Here is a 22,203-nt window from a genome sequence, read left to right on the forward strand (position 1 = left end):
GCCCCGCGCTGCCTCCTCGCCGGTTGGCGGTGCACCTGTCGGGAGAATCCGTCCGGAGGCGGCGTTCGAGGCTACTTTCTCCTTGCATCTGCCCAGGCTCCCGACAAGTGGACCTCGGATGCTTTGCGCGGGCGCGACGGATGCCCCGTGGTGGGATTTCCACGGGGCATCCGCCCATTCTGCGCCGGCGTCGGGCGACGGGGAGCTGGGGGCTACGAACCCGTCGCAATGGGGTGGGTGATGACGCGTCGGCGCACCGGTGGTGCGGGGTCTCCTCCCCCGAGGACAGCCGCACCGCCGGCGTCTCTCCTTACGCCGACGCTCCGCGACGTCGCAGAAGGACCGCACCTCCGAGGGCGAGCAGGATCATGGCGAGGACGATCAGTCCTGCCGGTGAGCCCCCGCCCGTCATCGCGAGCCCCGTCGACTGGCCGGTCCACGCCGCGCCCGAAGCGGTGGCGGAACCGGTCGAAGTGCCGGGGTCCGTTCCGGGGTCCGTTCCGGGGTCGGTTCCCGGGTCGGTGCCGGGGTCGGTTCCCGGGTCGGTACCGGGGTCCGTGCCCGGGTCCGTCACCGTGGCCTCGCCGAGCACCGAGATGGCGTTGCCGCCGAGCGTGATCGGCAGGCTGATCGGCAGTGCCAGTTGGGTGCCGCCGAGGAGGCCGCCGAGACCGCTGGTGGTGATGCCGCCGGTGGTCGGGGTGGCCGGTGCGGAGGTGTTCCCGCCGGTGCCGGTGACGGTCGCGTCATCGAGCAGCGAGATCGCGTTGCCGGTCACGCCCACGGGGGCGGTGACGGGTGCGGTGATCTGGGTGCCGCCGAGGATGCCGTCGGAACCACTGGTGGTGTTCCCGCCGGTGGCCGGAGTGACCGGTGCTGCGGCTCCCTGCGTGCCCGTGCCGGTGCTGGCGCTGTCGCCGAGGAGGGAGATCGCGTTCCCCGACACCGTGATCGGTGCCGTGACGGGGGCGGTGACCTGTGTGCCGCTGCCGATGCCGTCCTCGCCGGAGGTGGCTGCGTCGGTGGGGGTGGCGGGTGCCGGTGCTGCGGCTCCCTGCGTGCCTGTACCGGTGCTGGCGCTGTCGCCGAGCAGGGAGATCGCGTTCCCCGACACCGTGATCGGTGCCGTGACGGGGGCGACGACCTGTGTGCCGCTGCCGATGCCGTCCTCGCCGGAGGTGGCTGCGTCGGCGGGGGTGGCGGGTGCCGGTGCTGCGGCTCCCTGCGTGCCTGTACCGGTGCTGGCGCTGTCGCCGAGCAGGGAGATCGCGTTCCCCGTGACGGTGATCGGTGCGTTGACCGCGAGGAGCGCCTGCGTGCCCGAGAGCACGCCGTCCACGCCGTTCGTGGTCACGAGAGGCGCCTCGGCCGGTGTCCCGGACTGGGGAGCCGGGGTCTGGGGAGCCGCGGCCGGGGCGCTGGTCGAGGCGCTGTCGTCGACCAGACTCACCGCGTTGTTCGACACGGTGACGGGAAGGTTCACGGTCACCACGGCCTGGGTGCCGGATGCCGTGCCGTCCGACCCGCTGGTGACGGGTGCCGGTGCGGGTGCGGGTGCCGGTGCAGGGGCGGGTGCCGGTGCGGGCGCGGGTGCCGGTGCGGAGACGACAGTGTCGCCCAGCACCGAGATCGCGTTGCCGACGACCGTGATCGGGGCGGTGATCGCTGTCTCCGCCTGGGTGCCCGAGAGCAACCCGTCCTCTCCGGTCGTCTCGGCCGCATTGGCGGCCGTCGCACCGAGGAGCGTGATGCCCCCGGCGATGAGCGTGCCCCAGAGGGCCCGCTTGATGTACGTGCGCATGATCGTTCTCCTGACTGATGATGGGATCGTCTGATGGGTGCGCGCGATCGACGTGCGCGCGCAGCACGGCATCTGTCGTCCCCGAAGGAACGACGTGACGGTCCGTCAGTCAGGAGAGACGTCGGTATCGGCGACCGGCGACGTCGGAAGAGCGTCGTCGGATGCGCCGGAGGTCCGCTCGCCAGCACGGAGCGGAGAAGGATCCACGTCGCTGAGACGCGCGTGGGCAGCGCCTGCCCCTCCGCCGGAACCGGCGGAGGAAGACGCGGGAACAGGGCCGCCCGGGAGGGTTCCCGGGGGAGAGTTTTCGGGCCCACCGGTGGCGTCGGCGCCGGATCCGACCGCGTCGGAAGACCCGGCCGACACTGTCGGAGCGGTCGCGACGAATGCTGCGCCGGCGAGCACCCGGGACGACGCCGAGAACGGCGCCGGTCCGGGCGCGGCCCCATCTCCGTGGGCGACCGTGGTGGCGCCGGGCGTCGAGGGCTCCACGACCACTCCGGTACCCGGTGCGGGATCGGGTGTCGTCGGGTCCAGGGCGTCGAGCACGGGCGGGACGGTCGAATCCACCACGCCGCCGAGAACGGCTGTGGTGTCGTCGACGACGTCGACCAGGTCGTCGACGGTGGTGATCACGCCGAGATCGGTGACGAGTCCTCCGACGAGCGGAAGGCCGGCGACGGTGGCGAGGAGTGGATCGGTGATCTGCGAGACCGGTGCGTCGGAGAGCACCGCCGTGACGGGGGCGACCATGTCGTGCGCCGTCTCCGTGACCGCCTGCACGACGGGCGCTGTCACGGTGCCGACGACCGGAGTCGCGGCGACCGTCTCCGTGACGGTCTCGACGACCGCCGGTGCGGTCTGCTGCACGGGGGCGACGACCTTGGTGACGACGGGTGCGACGGCCTTGGTGACGACCGGCGCGACCACCTTTGTGACGACCGGAGCGACAACCTCCGTGACGACCGGCTTCACGGGAGCTGTCACGCTCGACACGGTGTCGCCGACGAGCGAGGTGAGTCCGTCGAGTGGGCCATCGTCGCGGTCGTCCGCATGCGCGGACCCGCCTCCGAGGAAGACGGCGAGAGTCGCCCAGGCGAGCACTCCCAGGGCACCCCAGAGGACGGCGGCTGGAACGCCGCGTCGGGTGGCCCGAACGTCCACGTCGACCTCCCCCTCCGAAGGCAACGTCACCTCGGCGCAGATGCGTCGATTGCGGGTGACGATACTCGCGTCCCGACCGTCTGTCTAGGGGGTATCCGCGAGTTTCCGCCGATGTCGGCCCGTGACGCGCCCGACGAAATCTCGGCTTGACTTTCCCCAGGTTCTACACATCCCATCCCCGACGGGGCCAACCTTCAACGCCCGATTTAAACTGATTCTCATCCACAGGGTGGGGAAACAGGAAAACCCAGCTCAAGCGCGATAAAAAAGTTTGAAGTCGGAGCACTCCACGGGGTTATCCACACCTGTTGTGCACAGACACTCCGACTTTGTCCGCACGCTTTCCACATGGTTATCCACAGGCCGTGTTGCATGGGGAAAGAGTCGCTCGTAGCGTGAGCGAGCGACCGAATGTCGGAGGCACCTGTTTCGCTGTGCAGGACGGCGTGACGGTCGAGGATCAGATGGCTCAGCCGTCGAGACGCCTCATCAGGGCATCGCATCGGAAACGTCGCATCGAAGGGAAGACTGTGTCGATCGCCGACATCTCAGAGGAGCGCATGGGCTCGTCGCGCGGGCCGGAGCGCACGCCTCCCCACGACCTTCTCGCCGAGCAGAGTGCTCTGGGCGGAATGCTCCTATCGAAGGACGCGGTCGCCGATGTGATCGAGACGCTGAAGGGCGCCGACTTCTACATCCCGAAGCACGAGTTGATCTTCGAGGCCATCCTCTCGTTGTACTCGCACGGCGAGCCCACCGATGTCGTGGCCGTCACCGACGAGCTCATCAAGACGGGCGAGCTCGGTCGCGCCGGCGGTGCCGACTACCTCCACACCCTGACCTCGATCGTCCCCACCGCGGCGAATGCGGGCTACTACGCCGGCATCGTCTCGGAGCGAGCGATCCTGCGCCGACTCGTCGACGCAGGCACCCGCATCGTGCAGCTGGGCTACGCGGGCGAGGGTGACGCGACCGACCTCGTCAACAACGCGCAGGCCGAGATCTACTCGATCACCGGATCCGAGACCGCGGAAGACTACGTCCCCCTGCAGATCGCCGTCGATGCCGCGCTCGAAGAGATCGAGGCAGCGAGCGGTCGTGACGGTTCGATGACCGGTGTCCCGACCGGCTTCAAGGAACTCGACGAACTCACGAACGGTCTGCACGGCGGTCAGATGATCGTCGTCGCCGCGCGACCCGCCATGGGTAAGTCGACGCTGGCGCTCGACTTCGCGCGTGCGGCCTCCATCGGCCATGACCTTCCTTCCGTCTTCTTCTCCCTCGAGATGGGCAAGAGCGAGATCGCGATGCGCCTGCTCAGCGCCGAGGGTGCGATCCCACTGCAGAACATGCGCAAGGGAAACCTCGACCCCCGCGACTGGACCACGGTCGCCGCGACCCGCGGACGCATCAACGACGCGCCGCTCTACATCGACGACAGCCCCAACATGACGCTCGTCGAGATCCGCGCCAAGTGCCGTCGCCTCAAGCAGCGCGAGGGGCTGCGCATGGTCATCATCGACTACCTGCAGCTGATGACGTCGGGCAAGCGCGTCGAGTCGCGACAGCAGGAGGTCTCGGAGTTCTCGCGAAGCCTGAAGCTCATCGCCAAAGAACTCCAGGTTCCGGTCATCGCCCTGTCGCAACTGAACCGTGGCCCCGAGCAGCGCACCGACAAGAAGCCCGCGATCAGCGACCTGCGAGAGTCGGGCTCCATCGAGCAGGACGCCGACATGGTCATCCTGCTGCACCGCGACTCCGTCTACGACAAAGACGTGCGACCCGGTGAAGCTGACCTGATCGTCGCCAAGCACCGCAACGGCCCGACCGCCACGATCACCGTCGCGTTCCAGGGGCACTACTCACGCTTCGCCGACATGGCTCCCGGCGGCGACTTCAACTGACGCCCCGGCGCGCAGGGCGACATCCCGGCGCTGTGCAGGCTCGACGGGCTCAGAGCAGGGCGACGAGTTCCTCGACGGCGACGGCGTACCCTCTCACTCCCTGCCCGACGACGCGGACGGCTGCGAGGTCGTGGAGGTAGGAGAAGCGGCGGAAGGGTTCTCGATGGTCCAGGTCTGTGACGTGCACCTCCGCGAACGGGAGTGCCACAGCGGAGAGCGCATCCCGAAGTGACACGGAACTGTGGGTCAGGCCGCCGGGGTTGATGACGATGCCGGCGACTCGGTTCCGCGCCGCGTGGATCGCGTCGATGAGGACGCCTTCGTGATTGCTCTGGACGGTCTCGATGTCGTAGCCGAGTGCTCGTGCCGTGGCTGCGGCGATCCGCGCGACGTCGTCGAGGGTCTCGGTACCATACAGCTCTGGTTCCCTGAGGCCCAGCTGGTTCAGGTTCGGGCCGTTCAGCAGGAGCAGGCGTCGGTCGGGGGAAGCGAGAGGATTCGTCGTCGACACCGGCGACTACTCCGTCGGTGCGGTCGCCCACGACACGACAACGTCGCCGATCATCTGGCGGAGGTGGTCGCGACGGCCGGGCGAGTGCAGGTCGGTGTCGAAGAGATACTCGAAAGTGTGCTGATTCGCGATCTGGAAGACGCAGTAGGAGCTGATCAGCAGATGCACGTCGAGTGCATCGATGTCACGGCGGAAGAGGGCGCGTTCATGCCCCCGTCTGAGGATGTCGTCGAGCAGTTCGAGGGCCGGTGCGTTGAGCTCGCGGAGGGAGTCCACCTGCGTGACGAAACGTCCGTAGTGGATGTTCTCCACGGCGACGAGGCGGACGAAGTCCCGGTGCTCCAGGTGGTGATCGTAGGTCAGCTCCGCAATCTGGCGGAGGGCGGCGACCGGCTCGAGTCCATCAACGTGCAGTCGCTGTTCGGCTTCGCGGATCTCGCGGTAGGAGTTCTCCAGGACGGCGAGGTACAGCTGCTCCTTGCTCCCGAAGTAGTAGTAGATCATGCGCTTGGTGGTGCTGCTCCGCTGCGCGATGTCATCGACTGTCGTTCCGGAATATCCCGTTTGTGCGAAGGCCGCTGTCGCCTCGGCGAGGAGTTCGGCCCGCGTCCGCTCGGCGTCGCGATGCCGCACCACTCGTTCGCTCACATGGCTATCCTGCCCTGCGGTCTTCTTGAGCCACAAGCCGGACCGGGGTGCTGGCCGCGCCGTATCCGTCGTAGGCACCGCGCCGTTCGACGATCTCGAAGAAGACCTTGCCGACGGTCGGGGTGTAGAAGTGCAGAAAGGAGCCATTCGCATCACGGTCATAGAGAAGGTTGAGTTCGCGCAGGAGGTGGAGGAATTCGTCGTCGAGGCCGAAGCGTGCGTGGAGGTCGTCGTAGTAGTTGTCGGGAATCGGGAGCGAGGGCAAGCCCGAGCGTCGCGCACGTTCGGCGGCGGCGATCACGTCATCGACCCGTATCGCGATGTGGCGAGGCTGAAGCGGCGCCGTGGGAGGGGCGAGATTCATGGCGAGGCGGACCGATCCGTCACGCGTGCGCATCACTTGACTGCGCACGAGGCCGTAGGGGCCGGCCAGATCCGCAGACGTCCCCGGGTCGAGCGCGAGAACGCCGATGTTGAACAGGACCGCCTCATCGAACTCATGCCACGGGAGGGCGACGTTGAGGTGATCGATGACGCCGTGGAGAGAGTCGATCTCGGAGGTCTGGCCGCCTTCGAACTCGGCGACCCACGACTCTGCCGTGGACGCGGAACTCCAGTAGATCCCGGTGCCGTCCGGAGCGGAGACGGTCGGTAGCTCGGCGTCACCGGCGCGGGTGCGACGAAACCGCGGTGTCGCGCCGATCGATACGGCATGCCGCTTCGCCGCCTGCGCATCCGTCACCGTGAAGCCGATCCCCTCGATGTGCGGTTCGCCGGCGCGAGGCTCCTCCGACAGCACGATGCTCGCTTCGCCTGCGCGCCAGAGGCGTACGGCCTTCGTGCGGTGTCCGCCCCCGAAGTCGAACCCGAGCTGGTCGAGGATCTGCTCGACCGACGAGAGATCGGAGCCGGAGATCTCGACGAAGTCGACCGCGTGCGGGGGCTGTGGCGGTGCGACCTGCGCGTCCAGCTGTCCGTTCGCACGAACGGTGCTGTTGTACAGCCAACGCAGGGAGCGATGCGCATGCGCGGCTGTTCGGGTCACGTCGGTCTGACGGAAGGTGTCGTTGAACACCTCGAGCGACAGCGGACCGGTGTAGCCGGCGCGCAGGACGTGTGAGAGGAAGGTCGTCAGATCGAACTGTCCCTCGCCGGGGAAGAGACGGTGGTGGCGACTCCATGACAAGACGTCCATGTCGAGTGACGGTGCATCGGCCAGCTGCAGGAAGAACAACTTCGCGGGATCGATGCCCTCGATCCCGGCAGGGTCGTGGCCCCGCGACAGAACGTGGAAGCTGTCGAGACAGACGCCCAGGTTCGCGCGGTCGGCACGCTCGACGATGTTCCACGCGTCCCGGTAGTCATCGACGAACCGCCCCCAGGCCAACGCCTCGTATGCGATCGAGATGCCGTACTCCGCCGCCGCGTCCGCCAGCTGCCCCAGCTGCCGCGCGGCGACCTCGGGGTCGGCGATCGTGGCCGTTCCGACATTGCTGCACACGAGCACCATCGAAGCCCCCAGCCGGCGCATCACCTCGAACTTCGCGCGAGCACGCCGCAGGTTGTCCGCGAACGTCGCGTCATCGACGCCTTCACAGTCACGCAACGGCTGGAAGAGGTCGATCGTCAGTCCCAGACGCGCACACAGCGCGCGGATCTCCTCCGGCGACTCCACGGCCGCGACCAGGTCGGCATCCATGATCTCGACGCCGTCGAAGCCTGCGGCGGCGCAGGCGTGGAGCTTGTCGACGAGGCCCCCGGAGAGGCAGACGGTCGCTATCGAAGTGCGCATGGCGCTCAATGTACCAGACGGTTAATTAGCCCACGGTTGACATGCCGGCCGGTGGGCGTCAAAGTGTACTAACCAGTTAGTCCATTACGAACGGATGCCCCATGATCAGATCCCTCGGCCTCGCGACCGAGCCGGTCCACGCATCGACCGGGGTCCTCATGGGGCTGGTGGGTGAGGGAGTGCTCCCCTCCTTGACGCCCCTGCTGCAGATGGAGGAGGGCAGAGCCCAGGGCCTGAATCTCGTCGATCGAGCAATCGACTTCGATGCGTCGGGGTCGTCGGGGTTCGGCGCGGAGAAGCTCGCCGATGTGCTCGACTGGGCCGAACGTCTGGGATTCAGCGCGCTGAACATCACCTATCCCTGCAAGCAGGCGGTCATTCCTCTCCTCGATTCCCTGGACCCCGTTGCCGCTGCCGTCGGCGCGGTGAACACGGTGCTGTTCACCGCGGACGGACGGGTCGGCCTCAACACGGACACCACCGGGTTCGAGCGGGCTTTTCGCGCGGAACTGGACGATGTCCGGAGAGGGCGAGTCGTTCAGCTCGCTGCCGGCGGCGCGGGGGCGGCCGTCGCCGACGCGCTGATGCGGTTGGGTGCCGAGGAACTGGTCATCGTCGACCTGGACTCGGATCGCGCCCGGAGCCTTGCGAAGTCCGTCTCCGAGAGGCACGGTCGCGCGGCGGTCCCGGCGAGCCCGGATGACCTTGCCGATCTGCTTCGGACAGTCGATGGCATCGTGAACTGCTCGCCGATCGGGATGCACAATCATCCCGGAGCGCCCTTCGACCTCACACTGCTTCACGCGCGGCACTGGGTTGCCGACATCGTGTATCGACCGCTCCACACGGAGCTCCTCCGCGCCGCCGCGGCTGCCGGCTGCCGCACGATGCACGGCGGGCACATGGCGGTCGGTCAGGCGGCCGACACCTTCCACCTGGTCACCGGCCGAGCCCCGGACCTTCCGCGCATGCACCGGCACTTCGAAGAACTCATCGCCGCCCCGTAAGTGATCATCACCATGACAAAGGAGTCAACAACGTGTCGCATCCACCCAGCGCAGCACCCTCTGATGCCCCCGACCTGTCCGTCGACGCGGAAACGGGTCACAAGACCCCCGTCAAGGCGGCTGTCGCGAGCTTCATGGGCAGCGCCGTCGAATACTACGATTTCTTCATCTTCGGCACCGCCGCGGCGCTGATCTTCCCGCACATCTTCTTCCCCGACGGAGACAATGCGGCTCTGGTCATGTCGCTCGCGACGTTCGGGTTCGCCTACATCGCACGTCCGATCGGCGCGGTCATCCTCGGCCACCTGGGGGACAGGCTGGGACGCCAGCGGATCCTGATGTTCACGCTCGTGCTGATGGGCATCTCGACCTTCGTCATCGGATGCCTCCCGACGTTCGCGCAGATCGGTTGGTTCGCGCCGATCCTGCTCGTCCTCTGTCGTTTGATGCAGGGGCTTTCCGCCGCAGGTGAGCAGGCGGGCGCGTCGTCGATGACCCTGGAGCATGCACCCGACGATCGGCGTTCGTTCTTCACCTCCTGGACGCTGTCGGGAACACAGGGCGGGCAGATCCTCGCAGCGCTCATCTTCCTCCCGGTGACGCTGATCCCCGACGAAGACCCGTTCAAGTACGAGTGGGCATGGCGGATACCGTTCTGGCTGAGCGCGGTCGTCGTCGTCGTCACGTTCTACATTCGTCGCACCCTGCAGGAGCCGCCGGCATTCGAAGAAGCGAAGGCCCACGGGGACATCGCGAAGATCCCGCTGTTCGACCTCATGCGATATCACTGGCGGGACGTGCTGCGAGTGATCCTGTGCGCGTTCATCGCCGCGGTCTCCACGGTGTTCGGAAACCTGGCGCTCGCCTACGGCAAGGAGGTCGGACTCGCCGAGAGTCTCACCCTGTGGCTCGTCGTGGTGGCGAACGTCTTCGCTCTCGGAACGCAGCCCCTGTTCGCCACACTCGCCGATCGCATCGGGCGAAAGCCGGTCTTCATCTACGGGGCGATCTCTTCCGCCGTCTTCATGCCGTTCTACATGCTGTCGATGAGCGGGGACAACATGGTCCTCACCTTCGCTCTGGCCGTGCTCACGTTCTCTTGCGGCTACGCGGCTGCGAACGCGGTGTGGCCTTCTTTCTATGGTGAGATGTTCTCTGCCCGGGTCCGGTTCTCCGGGCTGGCGATCGGCACTCAGATCGGTTTCCTGCTCGCCGGATTCGCTCCGTCGATCGTCGCCGGGCTCGGAGGCGTTCAGCAAGGGGGATGGGTCGTCATCTCGATCTTCACCGCAGTGGTGTGCCTCATCGTGACGCTCGCGGCCCTCACCGCCCGTGAGACCAAGGATGTGCCGACCGCCACGCTGGGGATCAAAGTGATCGCCGGCTGATCGTTCCCCCTGTTGCGGTCATACCGTTTCCGCATCATCGCCCGCGACGTCGAGGGCCAGTTTCCCCACATGGTGTTCGCGGAGCGCGCGGTGGGCGTCTTGCACACGAGTGAAGGGGAACCGTTGCGCGACGTGCGGCGTGAACGTGCCGGCGTCGATGAGGGAGTTGAGTCGTTCGAGGGCGGCACGGCTCCGGTCGCCGTCGAAGTGGAGGATCGGCACGGCGGGTGGTGTCGCGGGCAGTGGGTGAACGCCGTGGGGCCAAGCCACGCGTCCTGAGGGGTGCATCGCGCGAAGCGCCTGCTCCAGCACCGATCCGCCGACGGTGACGAACGCCGCATCGATCCCGTTCGGCGCGAAAGCCGCCGCCGCTGCCACGACGTCATGCAAGCGGCCGTCGACGACGGCCGCGGCACCGTGGCTTCGGGACAGAGCGACGCCGTCAGCGCCGGAGGAGACGGCAAGGACCCGGATGCCGCGCTGCTGCGCCAGTTGCACGACCATGTGTCCCATGCCCCCGCTCGCACCGAACACCATCAGCGTCTGGCCGGGCGCGAGATCGAGCAGATCGATTCCGCTCAGGGCGGTCAGGGCATCCCACGCCATCACGCCGGACTCGGCCATCGACAGGCGCTCGGGGACGTGGGCGACGTGCTCCTCGGCGACGACACCGTACTCGGCGTAGAACCCTCCGCGCGGCACGGGCATCGACGCGGCGTAGACGCGATCACCGACCGCGAAGCGTGTGACTGCGCTGCCCACGGCGGCGATCATGCCGGCGGCATCCCAGCCGAGTACGTAGGGGAAGGTCGAGGCGATACCGAACGCATCCTCATATTCCCCCTGGCGCTCCACGGCGTCCCAGGAGGCCACCCCCGCCACGGACACCTTGATCAGGACGTCGGACTCGCCCACGATCGGAACGTCGATCGTCCGAGGGACGAGCTCATCGACGCCGCCGAAGCGATCGAGCACGATGGCCCTCATCCGTGCGGGAACACGGGGGGCGTGAGGGGCGGGCAGAGGCGACGAGCTCATGCGTTCTCCTTCTCGGTGATCTTGGCGCGAGAGCATGGTGTCCGGACGTTCTCCGGGCAGGGTGTTCGCGCTCAGACGGCGGAGCAGGCGTCGCACGTGGCCGGTCCGTCGCATTGAAAAACTTCGATGCATAGACGATCTCGCATGCATCGAAGCTTGTCAATACGTAGGGCACCGTTCCGGGAAACACGTCACGCTCGACCGTTGCCCGGGCCGAGCCCCGACGACGATCGAGCGTGATGCGCAGTCAGCTAGCGGTGCTGCCGAGTCACGCGGGGAGGAACGCGGTAAGGCCGGTACCGATGAAGGTCAGGATGATTCCGACGGCGACGATCACGCCACCGATGAGTGCCAGCGTGTTGAGGATGATTCCCCAGACGGCAAGCGTTCGGCCTGCGGGTTCGCGACGAAGTGAGAAGAACCCTGCGACCAGACCGGCGATCGGTACGAGGAGCGTGATGCCTGCGAAGAACGAGACGATTCCCGTGACGAGGCTCGCCAATCCCAGCATCTTGGAGCGCAGGCCCTCCGCGGGGACTGCGCTACCAGAAGCGTTCGGGACGGTGGATGTTGACATGATCGGTATTTGCTTTCCTGGTTGAGTGTGAGTTGCGCTGCCTGTCGGGTTTCTGGGTGCAGCGCAGGGAACTCAGCAAAGCTAGGTGGCCAGCCTCGCTCCTCGGCGTTGAATGCCTCCGATGCCGTGCTCCTCGCGTGGTTCTCCGTGTCTTCGAGCCGAAACCACGCGCGCCGACGACGTGATCGGCGGTAGTCGACGTGTGAGCCGAGTAGCCGCCGTCTCAGCGACTCGCGGTCGCTGAGACCTTCTCCACTCCGACGAACTTCATCATCTGCTGTCCGTAGAGGCAGGTCTGCAGAGTGAGTTCGCCGTGTATGCCGATGAGGTCGTCCGAGGTCGCGACGCGCTTCGGCAGCATCCGGACATCCACCACGGCATAGGTGACTCCGTCGATGGAGAGCTGCTGACCCACCTCCCACGGGAGGATGACGTCCCCACCGCAGTTGTTGTGGGCAGCCCACGTGGGCACCGTGCCGGGGTTCTCATAGCGGACCATCTCGGTGAAGGTGCCGTCGCACCGGTCCAATTCCCTCTCGTCGCCCGGGACGCCGAGCGTGACGTGCGGGAGCGTTCCGCTCGCCTCGGTCTGAACCATGGCGATCGCGATCTTCGTCTCGCCGTAGACGCGCTCGACCTCGGACGGAGCGAAGATCACGGCGACGAGCACCGCCGCGCCCACAGCCAGGAGCATCCCCGCGAACAGGGTGCGCGTGCGAAGCGCTCGGCGTGACCTCGAGGATCGGGTGAGCGGGCGAGCGGGGGGATGCGGCATGGGTCGTGACTCCGGACGAGAAGGGCAGCTGATCAGTATCGCCACGGAGCGGTCTGCGGGTACCGGTCGCGACAAAGGTCACGTAGCCTCGCGCCCATGATTCAGTGATGACGGCAGCCCGCTCCGTGTTCCGGAGGGCGGAACTCCGCGGTGCGTTCTCTCTGTGCGGAGAGCTAAGACAGGACCTCGACGTGCTGCGCGAGCGCTTTCCGGTTCGACACGTCGAGCTTGCGCATGATGCGATGCATGTGACTCTCGACCGTGCGCACGCTGAGCACGAGGCGCGTGGCGATCTCCTGGTTGGAGAGACCCATCGCGGCGAACCTGCCGACCTCGCGCTCGCGCTCCGTGAGGGTGACGGCCGCGGCCCCGAATCTGGCCGTGTCGAAGGCCCGGTCTCCGTGAGCGGCGCGAATCGCGTGTGCTGCGCTGTCTGCGGCCCGGCGTGTGGCGTCATCGCCCCTCTCGAGCGCCGTGGTGCGCGCGATCTGGCACGCCGAGAGGGCGAGTCCGACCAGCCCCACCTGCTCGAGCTCTTCCACGCACGCGAGCATCGTGACCGGGTCGCCCTCGGCGAGGGCGGAGACGTAGTCGCCGTGCGCCTGAAGCAGGCGGGCGTCCGGGAGTTCGTCGAGCGCGCGACGGGCGACCGCGAGGCGCTCCCCGACGGGGGCGAGCTCGAGCGAGGACAGCATGCCGAGCACTGCGGCGAACCGTGCGCCACGATCCCACAGCGACTGCGACGATGCCCACATATCATCCGCGGCCGCCTGCACCTTTCCATCGAAAGCCAGGAGCTGCGCACGAGGCCAGGCGTGGGTCTGGCCCGGCAGCGGGCCGTCGAGAATGGAGGAGCCGTTGATCTCCTGGGCGATCTTCTCTCCCAGGCTCAGTTGTCCGCGTCGGATCGCCACGACGGACGCGATGGTCAAGAGCGAGAGTTGAACGCCGGGAGGCAGAGGCGAGGGCTCACCGGCGGCGAACACCGTCTCCACGATCTCGTCCACGGCGGCGTAGTCACCCGCGAGGAGCTGCACGAGGATCACCGCGGCGCCGAACGCGCGGAGTGCATCGATGTCGAGATACCCGTGCGCCTCGTCGAACCCTTGCTGGAGGGTCTCGAGCGCGGCACGATGCGATCCGATCCCGAGCAGGGCGAGGCCGTGCAGGACGCGGATCATGTAAGCGTCTCGTGGGCGCTCGACCGTCTCCGTGGCAGTGTGCACCCTGAGCGCGTCGCTGAACCGACCCGTGGAGACGAGCACCAGCATCTGCGTCTCCCACAGCTGCAGCTTCACATCGTCGGGGAGGTCGTCGGTGACCTCGAGGCGTGCGCCGAAGTCGTCCGGGATGCGTGTGAGGTTGGCCTGGAGGCGGACGTCGACGGCGTCGAGCATCCGGGCGTAGGGACCGAGCGTGATCGAAGCCTCGCTCAGACGCCGCTGAGCACCGTCCAGATCGTGGTCGACGTAGGCGGTCCACTCCGCCCGCAGGCTCTCGAAGTCAGCGCGTCCGGCAACGTCTCCGTTGCTCGCGTCGGTGGTGTCGAAGACGTGGCGGACGGTCTCGGTGACGGTCGGGGTGTGCGTGTGCATCAGTGCACGCAGATACCGCACGGCGCTGCTCGCCGAGGGGTTCGCCTCCCATTCGGAAGCCGTCACGATCCTGCGCGCCCGGGCGCGCTCCTGGAGCAAGCGGACGAACAGCGCCTCCTGCGTCCCGAAAGTCGGCTGGCGATTCTCACGTTCGGCGAGGATCGCCGAGGCGGATCCGGCCGTGCCGAGGCGCTCGACGATCAGGGCGGTGAGTCGGGTGCGTCGCGCGGTCAGTGGCTCGTGGCGGAAGAATTCCACGATGAGCGGGGGCACGACGGTCACGAGCTGCCGCGCGCCACTGGAGATGAACGTGATCATGCGACGTTCCTCGAGCAGCTCCAGCGTGCCCCAGTCGATGAGCTTGCGCACGGTCTCGATGTCGGCCACGCCGACGATGGCGATGATCTCGATCGTGTCCCGGGCGGCATCGTCCAGATCCTCGAGGTGCGCTTCGAGCACCGCGCGCAGGCCCGAGCTCCACAGGTCGCGGGTGGCGACCCACTCCTTCCCGCCGCGGAGCGCGATCCTCTGCTCGCGGATACAGGCGTCGACCAGGCTCAATGCCAGCCCGATGTTGCCCCCGGACTTCGCGAAGATCCGGCTCATGGTCGCCGCCTCGATGGGCCCCTTGAGGTAATGCTCCAGCGCCTTCTCCATCTCCTCGAAGCGCAGAGGAGACATGTCGATCACATAGGAGGGTTCCAGGGTGGAGGCGGCGAGGCCGGTCGGGGTGTGGCGCGCACGCAGCCCCTGCAGTCGGGAGAGGACGATGGGGATGCCGCTCGAGCGACGCACGGCCTCGGCGACGCCCCAGGACGATTCATCCAGGTCGTCCCAATCGTCGAGGAACAGCACGGAGCGAGGTAACCGCAGAGCATGTCGCAGAGCTTCCGCCGTCTCGTGGAGCCCACTCGTCGAGCGCTGCGTCCCCGTGGGGGGAATGCCGGCGAGGTGCAGTGCGGCGAGCGGATGCTGACGCAGCGAGGCGACGCCCCGAACCTGGATGACCTTCCATTCGCCCTCTTCCAGCCGAGCGCGCAGCGCCCTCAGGAAGGCGCTGCGGCCGCTGCCTCGTCCGCCGACGACGTCCACGCTGACGCCGGCATGCACCAGATCCAGCGCGGCGGCCAGGCTCTGCTCCCGACCGATGACCATGGCACGACCCCGCTTCCTCACGCGGACACTCCTAACCGAAAACTAGACCTGATCCCTGCGCGACGGAAGTCCGTGTTCCTGTGGGGTTCGGCCGCGCAGCCGTCCGCGACGCGCGCGGATCAGGATGAGATGACAACGGCGCTACCGAGTCGGATTCTGTTTCCATGCGGGTTCGCGATCGTCGTTGAGCGATCACGCACGGGGGGAGCTGACCCAGGGACACCTTTCAGTACGAGAGGGACCTGTCTGGGCGCGCACGCAGTCCGTGCGCGGTGGAACGTGGTGTTTTGCGTACCACGCCGACGACTTAGGTGCGTTTTTCGTGTCCACTCGGTACCGCGATCTCGAGACGGTGGGAGAGCGCTTCCGATTCAGGTTCTGGAGCGACTACGGCCTCCTCGCCGCGACCTACGCAACCTGTGCGCGGGGCTACGGCACTCTCGGTACGGCACCGGCCGCGGCCTCCCTCCGGGCCTACCTTGGAGATGCCCAACACCGTTGGATCGCCGTCGGCGCTCGCCGAGGTGATGTGACACGGGCGGTCTTCCGCGGCCCATCCTGACGGTTCCCCGCCCGTGTCATGCTCTCGTCCGGTGAACGCGGACCGTATGCCGTCTGACTACGGGTACGGCGCGTAGAGCCACGGAGTCGCGTACGGATAGCGGGGAGCCGGGCACGGAGCCGTCCTCATTCGGGTACTGGTATCGACCCCGATTGTCGAGCGCCCAGCGAGTTGCCCCATCTACTTGCATGCGGCGTTGTCTGTTCCAGCCCGCCGAGACCTGGCGTGCTCTCTTTCCCGCGCGCCGAAAAGCTTCCCTGTACGAAAGGTACCTTCTCCATGGGATCACGAAAACCACGAACCCGATACTTATTGTCGACGATTCTCGCGGGCACGATCGCCGTGCTCACGAGTCTCGTGGTCGTCCCTCCGAGTTTCGCCGCCACGGTCGTGGGTGAGGACGGCCTGACGGTCGACGTCTCCCCGAACCAGGTCGTCGAAGCGGATGCCGACGGCTTCACGCTGACGATCACGGACGACAATCTCAGTGGCGCGGACTTCGACTCGTACCAGGTGTCGGGAATCCCGACCGGATGGTCGCTCGTCGTCGACGGCGGAGCGGCTGAGCTGGTCTCGCCCGATCCACTGATCTATTCCATTCCGCGCGCGCACAGCGAGCTGCGCGTCGTCGCACCCGCCGACTACGTCGGCACCCTGTCCGGTGTGAAGATCGCGCGAGACACCAACGGACCGAACCTCGTCACCGACTTCGACAACGGGACCTTCGACTACCTCGGCGAGTCGATGCCTCAGATCGCGGCGAACACGATCTACGCCTGGGACGACCCCTCGACGGTCCACGAGACGGAGGGATGCAACCCTTCGACGCCGTACTACGGACCGTGCGACGGGCAGTACACGATCTGGCCGACGACCAACTTCGGTGGTCCCGACGCGGATCGCTACAACGTGCTCTGGGCGGATGTCCGTTCGATCGACGACGCACTCCCCAACGCCGGTGCCACCTCCAGCGAGGTGATCTGCAGTGCGGATCCGATGAGGAGCCCGGCCGCGAACCTCACTCAGGTCACCACCGAGCAGTCCGCCGCTTCAGGCAAGGTGTTGATGATGAACGGTTCGATGTCGTTCCCCACGCCCCACGACCTCATCTCCACGACGGTCAACGGCCTGGAACCCGGCGCCACGTACACGGTCAAGGGGCACGTGACGAACATCAGCTACAGCGCGGGCAATGTGCTGCCGGTGCAGTCTGCGTTCTACGTGACCGACAGTGAAGAGACCAAGAACATCGGTTCGTCCCTCCCGATCGCGAAGCAGAGCTCCTGCCTGACCCAGGATGTCGTCTGGGGACAGAACGTCGGCACCTTCGTCGCCGACTCGCTCGGAACCGCGACGATCGGACTGCGCAACTACGCAGCCGGCGGCTTCGGTAACGACTTCGCCGTGGACAACATCTCCCTCGTGAAGATGGCCAGTGTCTCGTTCGACCTCGTCGTCCTCGACACCCCGGCCCCGGGGATCGCGCTCGACAAGGACTACGTCGTCGTCGATGACGCGAACGACAACGGGATCAACGACCCGGGCGACGTGATCGCCTGGACGTTCGAAGTCACCAACACCGGCAACGTGCCGCTGGACGATGTCCGTGTCCAGGACCCGCTGCTCGACGAGCTGGGTCTCACGATCACGTGTGACCCGACGTCCCTGGCCGCCGGCGAGTCCGCGACGTGCCGTTCGGAGAACTACACCATCACGGAGGCCGACGCCGAAGCCGGCGAGATCCACAACGTGGCTACTGCGACCGGTACCGTTCCGCCGGCCACCCCGGGTGACCCGGAAGACCCGGTCAGCCCGCCCGACGAGGTCACCGTCCCGACCGAGCCGACCCCGGCTCCGGGAATCGCGCTGGAGAAGGACTACGTCCTGGTCGACGACGCGAACGGCAACGGGATCAACGACTCGGGCGATGTGATCGCGTGGACGTTCGATGTCACCAACACCGGCAACGTCGCGTTGGAGAACGTCGTCGTGGATGACCCTCTCCTGCAGGATCTCGGCATCGACGTGATCTGCGACCCGGCTCCTCTGGCTCCTGGTGAGTCGGTGCTGTGCCGCTCGGGTGACTACACCATCACCGATGCGGACGTGGAAGCGGGAGAGATCCACAACGTGGCTACCGCGACCGGTAACGTGACGCCGGGTACTCCGGGTGACCCGGAAGACCCGGTGAGCCCGCCGGACGAGGTCATCGTCCCGACCGAGCCGACCCCGACTCCGGCCATCGCGCTGGAGAAGGACTACGTCCTGGTCGACGACGCGAACGACAACGGGATCAACGATCCCGGCGACGTCGTGAAATGGACCTTCGCCGTCACCAACACCGGCAACGTGCCGCTGGACGATGTCCGTGTCGTGGACCCGCTGCTCGACGAGCTGGGTGTCGCGATCACGTGTGATCCGACCTCCCTGGCCGCTGGTGAGTCCGCGGAGTGCGAGTCGGAGAACTACACGATCACGCAGGCGGATGCCGAAGCCGGTGAGATCCACAACATCGCGACGGCGACGGGCGCGGTTCCTCCGGAGACCCCGGGTGACCCGGAAGACCCGGTGAGCCCGCCCGACGAGGTCATCATCCCGACCGAGCCGACCCCGGCCCCGGGGATCGCGCTCGACAAGGACTACGTCGTCGTCGATGACGCGAACGACAACGGGATCAACGACCCGGGCGACGTGATCGCCTGGACGTTCGAAGTCACCAACACCGGCAACGTGCCGCTGGACGATGTCCGTGTCCAGGACCCGCTGCTCGACGAGCTGGGTCTCGCGATCACCTGCGATCCGACGTCCCTCGCCGCCGGCGAGTCCGCGACGTGCCGTTCGGAGAACTACACCATCACGGAGGCCGACGCTGAAGCGGGAGAGATCCTGAACGTGGCCACCGCGACCGGAACGGTTCCTCCGGAGACCCCGGGTGACCCGGAAGACCCGGTCAGCCCGCCCGACGAGGTCACCGTCCCGACCGAGCCGACTCCGGCTCCCGGGCTCTCGCTCGACAAGGACTACGTCCTCGTCGACGACGCGAACGACAACGGGATCAACGATCCCGGCGACGTCGTGAAATGGACCTTCGCCGTCACCAACACCGGCAACGTGCCGCTGGACGATGTCCGTGTCGTGGACCCGCTGCTCGACGAGCTGGGTGTCGCGATCACGTGTGATCCGACCTCCCTGGCCGCTGGTGAGTCCGCGGTGTGCGAGTCGGAGAACTACACGATCACGCAGATCGACGCCCTTGCCGGCGAGATCCACAACATCGCGACGGCGAAGGGCGCGGTTCCTCCGGAGACCCCGGGCGACCCGGAAGACCCGGTGAGCCCGCCCGACGAGGTCGTCATCCCGCTCGAGCCGCTCGTGGCCGGCCTGGAGCTCGTCAAGTCGGCGCAGCTCAACGACACCAACGGCAACGGCTGGGCTGACGCCGGTGAGACGATCGACTACTCCTTCGACCTCACCAGTACCGGTACTGCTGCGTTGACGGATGTCTTCGTCGACGACCCGATGCTGACGGACGCCGGTATCGCGGTCGAGTGCCCGCAGACGACGCTCGCGCCCGGCGAGTCCATGACCTGTCACGCCGTGAAGGGGTACACCGTCACGGAGCAGGACGTGGAGGACGGTCAGGTGTACAACGCCGCGACCGGCTACGCCGAGGTCCCCGACAACGTCGAGCCGATCGATCCGCCCGAGAGCGATGTGACCACCCCCGCTGACGAGGCTACGTACCTCGCGTCGACGGGTGGAAGCAGCCTGGGCATCATCGGCGGCGCGGCTGCGCTGCTCGTGGTCGCGGGAGGAGTGCTCCTCCTCGCGCGACGGATGAAGCGCCCGGTGATCGAGGCGTAACAACCGCTGATCACGTCACAGAGCGGCGTGCCATGTCTACCGACGCGGCACGCCGCTCTGTCGTCGCTCAAACGGACTCTCCGGAGCCGTCGGTACTCACTGAGGGGGCGAGTTTCTGCTCCTATGCGGAATTCCGTAGCACCTTCTACTTAAGTCGAACGGTTCTTGGAACAAGGTCGCGCTCGATCTGGTGATGTTGTGACTGGGGGAGACGGGGACGCCCGTCAGTGCTCCGACGCGCGGCTGGGGGGCCGCCGTCGGAGTGGCGCCGTGGGGAGGCGCCTCGGTGTGGTGGCCTTGCCGTGGGGAGCAAGGCCACCAGCCACCGTCGCCGCTCTTCTCCCGTGCGCACTGCGGCCGGAAGGGGTCGTCAGACGCTGCCGTCTGGTACGAGGCCGTCTTCGACGGCGCGCCGGAAGAGATCCACCTTCGTGAAGGCCGGTCGACCTGCGGTCACGTATTTCCGGCGGATGCCTTTGATGTGATCCACGACCGTGTTCCGGCTGATGCCCAGCGCCTCACCCACCTGCGCCGCCGTGTATCCGGTGGCGTACAGTTCCAGCACCTCACGTTCCCGGGGAGACAACGCGACCTCGGGTGCGAAGAGTGCAGTCCTCGTGCTCGAGTCGAGCTCCCGCGCTGCTGAACGGTTCCGCTGGGTCGCACGGATACCGGCGATGACCCGGTGGAGAGGATCGGTCTTCCGCATGCTCTCCACACCGGCGGGTCCCGGCACCTGTGCGGCGGAGAGCATCGGTGAGACGCCGGAGAAGACCAGGACTCCGATGCCGCGCGACACGAGTGCTTCCCAGTGAGGTGGCTGCGAAAGGGGTCCCCCGATCGCGGGGTCGACCAGCACCACGTCCAGGGTCTTCCCGGCCGAGAGCAGTTCGCGGACGCTGCGTGCCGAGCAGACGATGAGGCGGTTCGCAACGTCCGGGTGACGGTCTCACCGGATGAGTTCCCTGTTGTGACCGTCGAGATCGACTTCACGGGAACCCGGACGGCGTACCAGACGGTCCTCTCCTACGTCATGGACGAGCGCCCGCCGGCGACGTACAAGTTCGGCTTCGCCGCATCGACGGGTGCAGAGACGGACGTGCACCTCATCCGCAATGTGCAGGTGATGTCGGTGAATCCACTCGGCGACATCAGCCTCGTCAAGCAGGTCGACCGCACCGATCCTCAGCCGGCGGCATACGGGCTCGGCGACACGATTCCCTACCAGTTCGTCGTCACCAACACCGGAGTCGAGCAGCTCACCGGGGTCGTGGTCGACGACCCGTTGATCGCGGACGTCAGCTGTCCGTCCACCGTGTTGGGCCCGGCCGGCGGGGCGGACTCGTCGATGGTGTGCACCGGCAGCTATACGGTCACCGCGGCGGATGCGCAGCAGACCAGCTTCGTCAACACGGCGACCGTGGTCGCCCAGAACAGCGTCGGGGAGCAGGTCACCGATGAATCCTCGGCGACGGTCGACATCACGATCGCTCATGCCTCGCTCGCCTTGACGAAGATCGCTGTTCTGAATGAGGGGAATGGGAATGGCTTGGCGGAGCCGGGGGAGACGGTCACGTATTCGTTCGCGGTGACGAATACGGGGACGGTGACGGTGACGGATCCGGTGGTGGATGATCCGCTGGTGGGGTCGGTGACGTGTCCGGTGTCGATCGCGCCGGGGGAGACGGTGACGTGTACGGCGGATGCGGATTACACGGTGACGGAGGCGGACATCCTCGCGGGTGGGGTGGTGAATACGGCGTCGGTGTCGGCGACGCCGCCGGCGGGTGTGACTCCTCCGGACCCGGTGGAGGACACGGTGACGGTTCCGACGCCGGTGGCTGTCGCGGGTCTGGGGTTGGAGAAGATCGCTGTTCTGAATGAGGGGAATGGGAATGGCTTGGCGGAGCCGGGGGAGACGGTCACGTATTCGTTCGCGGTGACGAATACGGGGACGGTGACGGTGACGGATCCGGTGGTGGATGATCCGCTGGTGGGGTCGGTGACGTGTCCGGTGTCGATCGCGCCGGGGGAGACGGTGACGTGTACGGCGGATGCGGATTACACGGTGACGGAGGCGGACATCCTCGCGGGTGGGGTGGTGAATACGGCGTCGGTGTCGGCGACGCCGCCGGCGGGTGTGACTCCTCCGGACCCGGTGGAGGACACGGTGACGGTTCCGACGCCGGTGGCTGTCGCGGGTCTGGGGTTGGAGAAGATCGCTGTTCTGAATGAGGGGAATGGGAACGATCTGGCGGAGCCGGGGGAGACGGTCACGTATTCGTTCGCGGTGACGAATACGGGGACGGTGACGGTGACGGATCCGGTGGTGGATGATCCGCTGGTGGGGTCGGTGACGTGTCCGGTGTCGATCGCGCCGGGGGAGACGGTGACGTGTACGGCGGATGCGGATTACACGGTG

Annotated in this window: 15 protein-coding genes; 5 read left to right on the top strand and 10 right to left on the bottom strand. The window is 67.0% G+C overall.

From position 1 onward, the window contains the following. Positions 1–310 precede the first annotated feature (310 nt). Together KV397_RS17335 and KV397_RS17340 are read right to left on the bottom strand one after the other, a co-directional pair. On the bottom strand, positions 311–1,801 hold the full coding sequence (locus KV397_RS17335; protein ID WP_131493206.1) for a beta strand repeat-containing protein: 1,491 nt from the start codon (positions 1,799–1,801) through the stop codon (positions 311–313). Positions 1,802–1,906: 105 nt separating this feature from the next. Beyond that, positions 1,907–2,965, bottom strand: coding sequence for a hypothetical protein (locus tag KV397_RS17340; RefSeq protein WP_261811849.1), 1,059 nt, complete (start codon positions 2,963–2,965; stop codon positions 1,907–1,909). Positions 2,966–3,495: 530 nt separating this feature from the next. Here KV397_RS17340 and dnaB point away from each other — a divergent pair. Then, on the top strand, positions 3,496–4,869 hold the full coding sequence (dnaB, locus tag KV397_RS17345) for a replicative DNA helicase (RefSeq protein WP_131493208.1): 1,374 nt from the start codon (positions 3,496–3,498) through the stop codon (positions 4,867–4,869). A gap of 49 nt (positions 4,870–4,918) precedes the next feature. On the opposite strand, the gene KV397_RS17350 is transcribed toward dnaB, so the two are convergent. From KV397_RS17350 to KV397_RS17360, 3 genes are read right to left on the bottom strand one after another with little or no spacing between them, the layout of a single operon-like run. Continuing rightward, positions 4,919–5,380, bottom strand: coding sequence for a type II 3-dehydroquinate dehydratase (locus KV397_RS17350; RefSeq protein ID WP_261811850.1), 462 nt, complete (start codon positions 5,378–5,380; stop codon positions 4,919–4,921). Between the two features lie 6 nt (positions 5,381–5,386). Then, positions 5,387–6,028 carry a TetR/AcrR family transcriptional regulator gene (locus KV397_RS17355; protein ID WP_248570004.1) on the bottom strand — a complete coding sequence of 214 codons (642 nt, stop codon included), beginning with the start codon at positions 6,026–6,028 and terminating at the stop codon, positions 5,387–5,389. A gap of 4 nt (positions 6,029–6,032) precedes the next feature. Further along, entirely contained in the window at positions 6,033–7,820 is a 1,788-nt protein-coding gene (locus KV397_RS17360) for a bifunctional sugar phosphate isomerase/epimerase/4-hydroxyphenylpyruvate dioxygenase family protein (protein ID WP_261811851.1), read from the bottom strand. Positions 7,821–7,921: 101 nt separating this feature from the next. Here KV397_RS17360 and KV397_RS17365 point away from each other — a divergent pair, with 101 nt between their 5' ends. Continuing rightward, a complete protein-coding gene (locus KV397_RS17365; RefSeq protein ID WP_261811852.1) occupies positions 7,922–8,827 on the top strand; it encodes a shikimate dehydrogenase in 906 nt (301 codons plus the stop codon). A 134-nt stretch (positions 8,828–8,961) separates the two neighbouring features. After that, entirely contained in the window at positions 8,962–10,215 is a 1,254-nt protein-coding gene (locus KV397_RS17370; RefSeq protein ID WP_134353912.1) for an MFS transporter, read from the top strand. Positions 10,216–10,233: 18 nt separating this feature from the next. On the opposite strand, the gene KV397_RS17375 is transcribed toward KV397_RS17370, so the two are convergent. From KV397_RS17375 to KV397_RS17390, 4 genes are all read right to left on the bottom strand, one after another. Beyond that, positions 10,234–11,253 (bottom strand): quinone oxidoreductase family protein, encoded by a 1,020-nt coding sequence (locus KV397_RS17375; protein WP_261811853.1) that lies wholly within the window; start codon positions 11,251–11,253, stop codon positions 10,234–10,236. Positions 11,254–11,521: 268 nt separating this feature from the next. Then, complete coding sequence (locus KV397_RS17380; protein WP_261811854.1) at positions 11,522–11,830, bottom strand: hypothetical protein; 309 nt, start codon at positions 11,828–11,830, stop codon at positions 11,522–11,524. 223 nt (positions 11,831–12,053) lie between these two features. Next, the gene (locus tag KV397_RS17385) at positions 12,054–12,524 is read right to left on the bottom strand and encodes a hypothetical protein (RefSeq protein ID WP_261811855.1); all 471 of its coding nucleotides are present in this window, start codon (positions 12,522–12,524) and stop codon (positions 12,054–12,056) included. Between the two features lie 254 nt (positions 12,525–12,778). Further along, entirely contained in the window at positions 12,779–15,376 is a 2,598-nt protein-coding gene (locus KV397_RS17390) for a helix-turn-helix transcriptional regulator (protein WP_261811856.1), read from the bottom strand. An 853-nt stretch (positions 15,377–16,229) separates the two neighbouring features. On the opposite strand from KV397_RS17390, the gene KV397_RS17395 reads away from it, so the two are divergent. Beyond that, positions 16,230–19,781, top strand: coding sequence for a DUF7507 domain-containing protein (locus KV397_RS17395; RefSeq protein ID WP_261811857.1), 3,552 nt, complete (start codon positions 16,230–16,232; stop codon positions 19,779–19,781). 370 nt (positions 19,782–20,151) lie between these two features. Here KV397_RS17395 and KV397_RS17400 read toward each other — a convergent pair whose 3' ends face one another. Further along, positions 20,152–20,580, bottom strand: coding sequence for a helix-turn-helix transcriptional regulator (locus KV397_RS17400; protein WP_261811858.1), 429 nt, complete (start codon positions 20,578–20,580; stop codon positions 20,152–20,154). 171 nt (positions 20,581–20,751) lie between these two features. On the opposite strand from KV397_RS17400, the gene KV397_RS17405 reads away from it, so the two are divergent. Next, positions 20,752–22,203 (top strand): DUF7507 domain-containing protein (locus KV397_RS17405; protein ID WP_456085681.1); only part of this gene is annotated, 1,452 nt, incomplete at its 3' end.

Source organism: Microbacterium aurugineum, from assembly GCF_023101205.1.
Taxonomy (GTDB): domain Bacteria; phylum Actinomycetota; class Actinomycetes; order Actinomycetales; family Microbacteriaceae; genus Microbacterium; species Microbacterium aurugineum.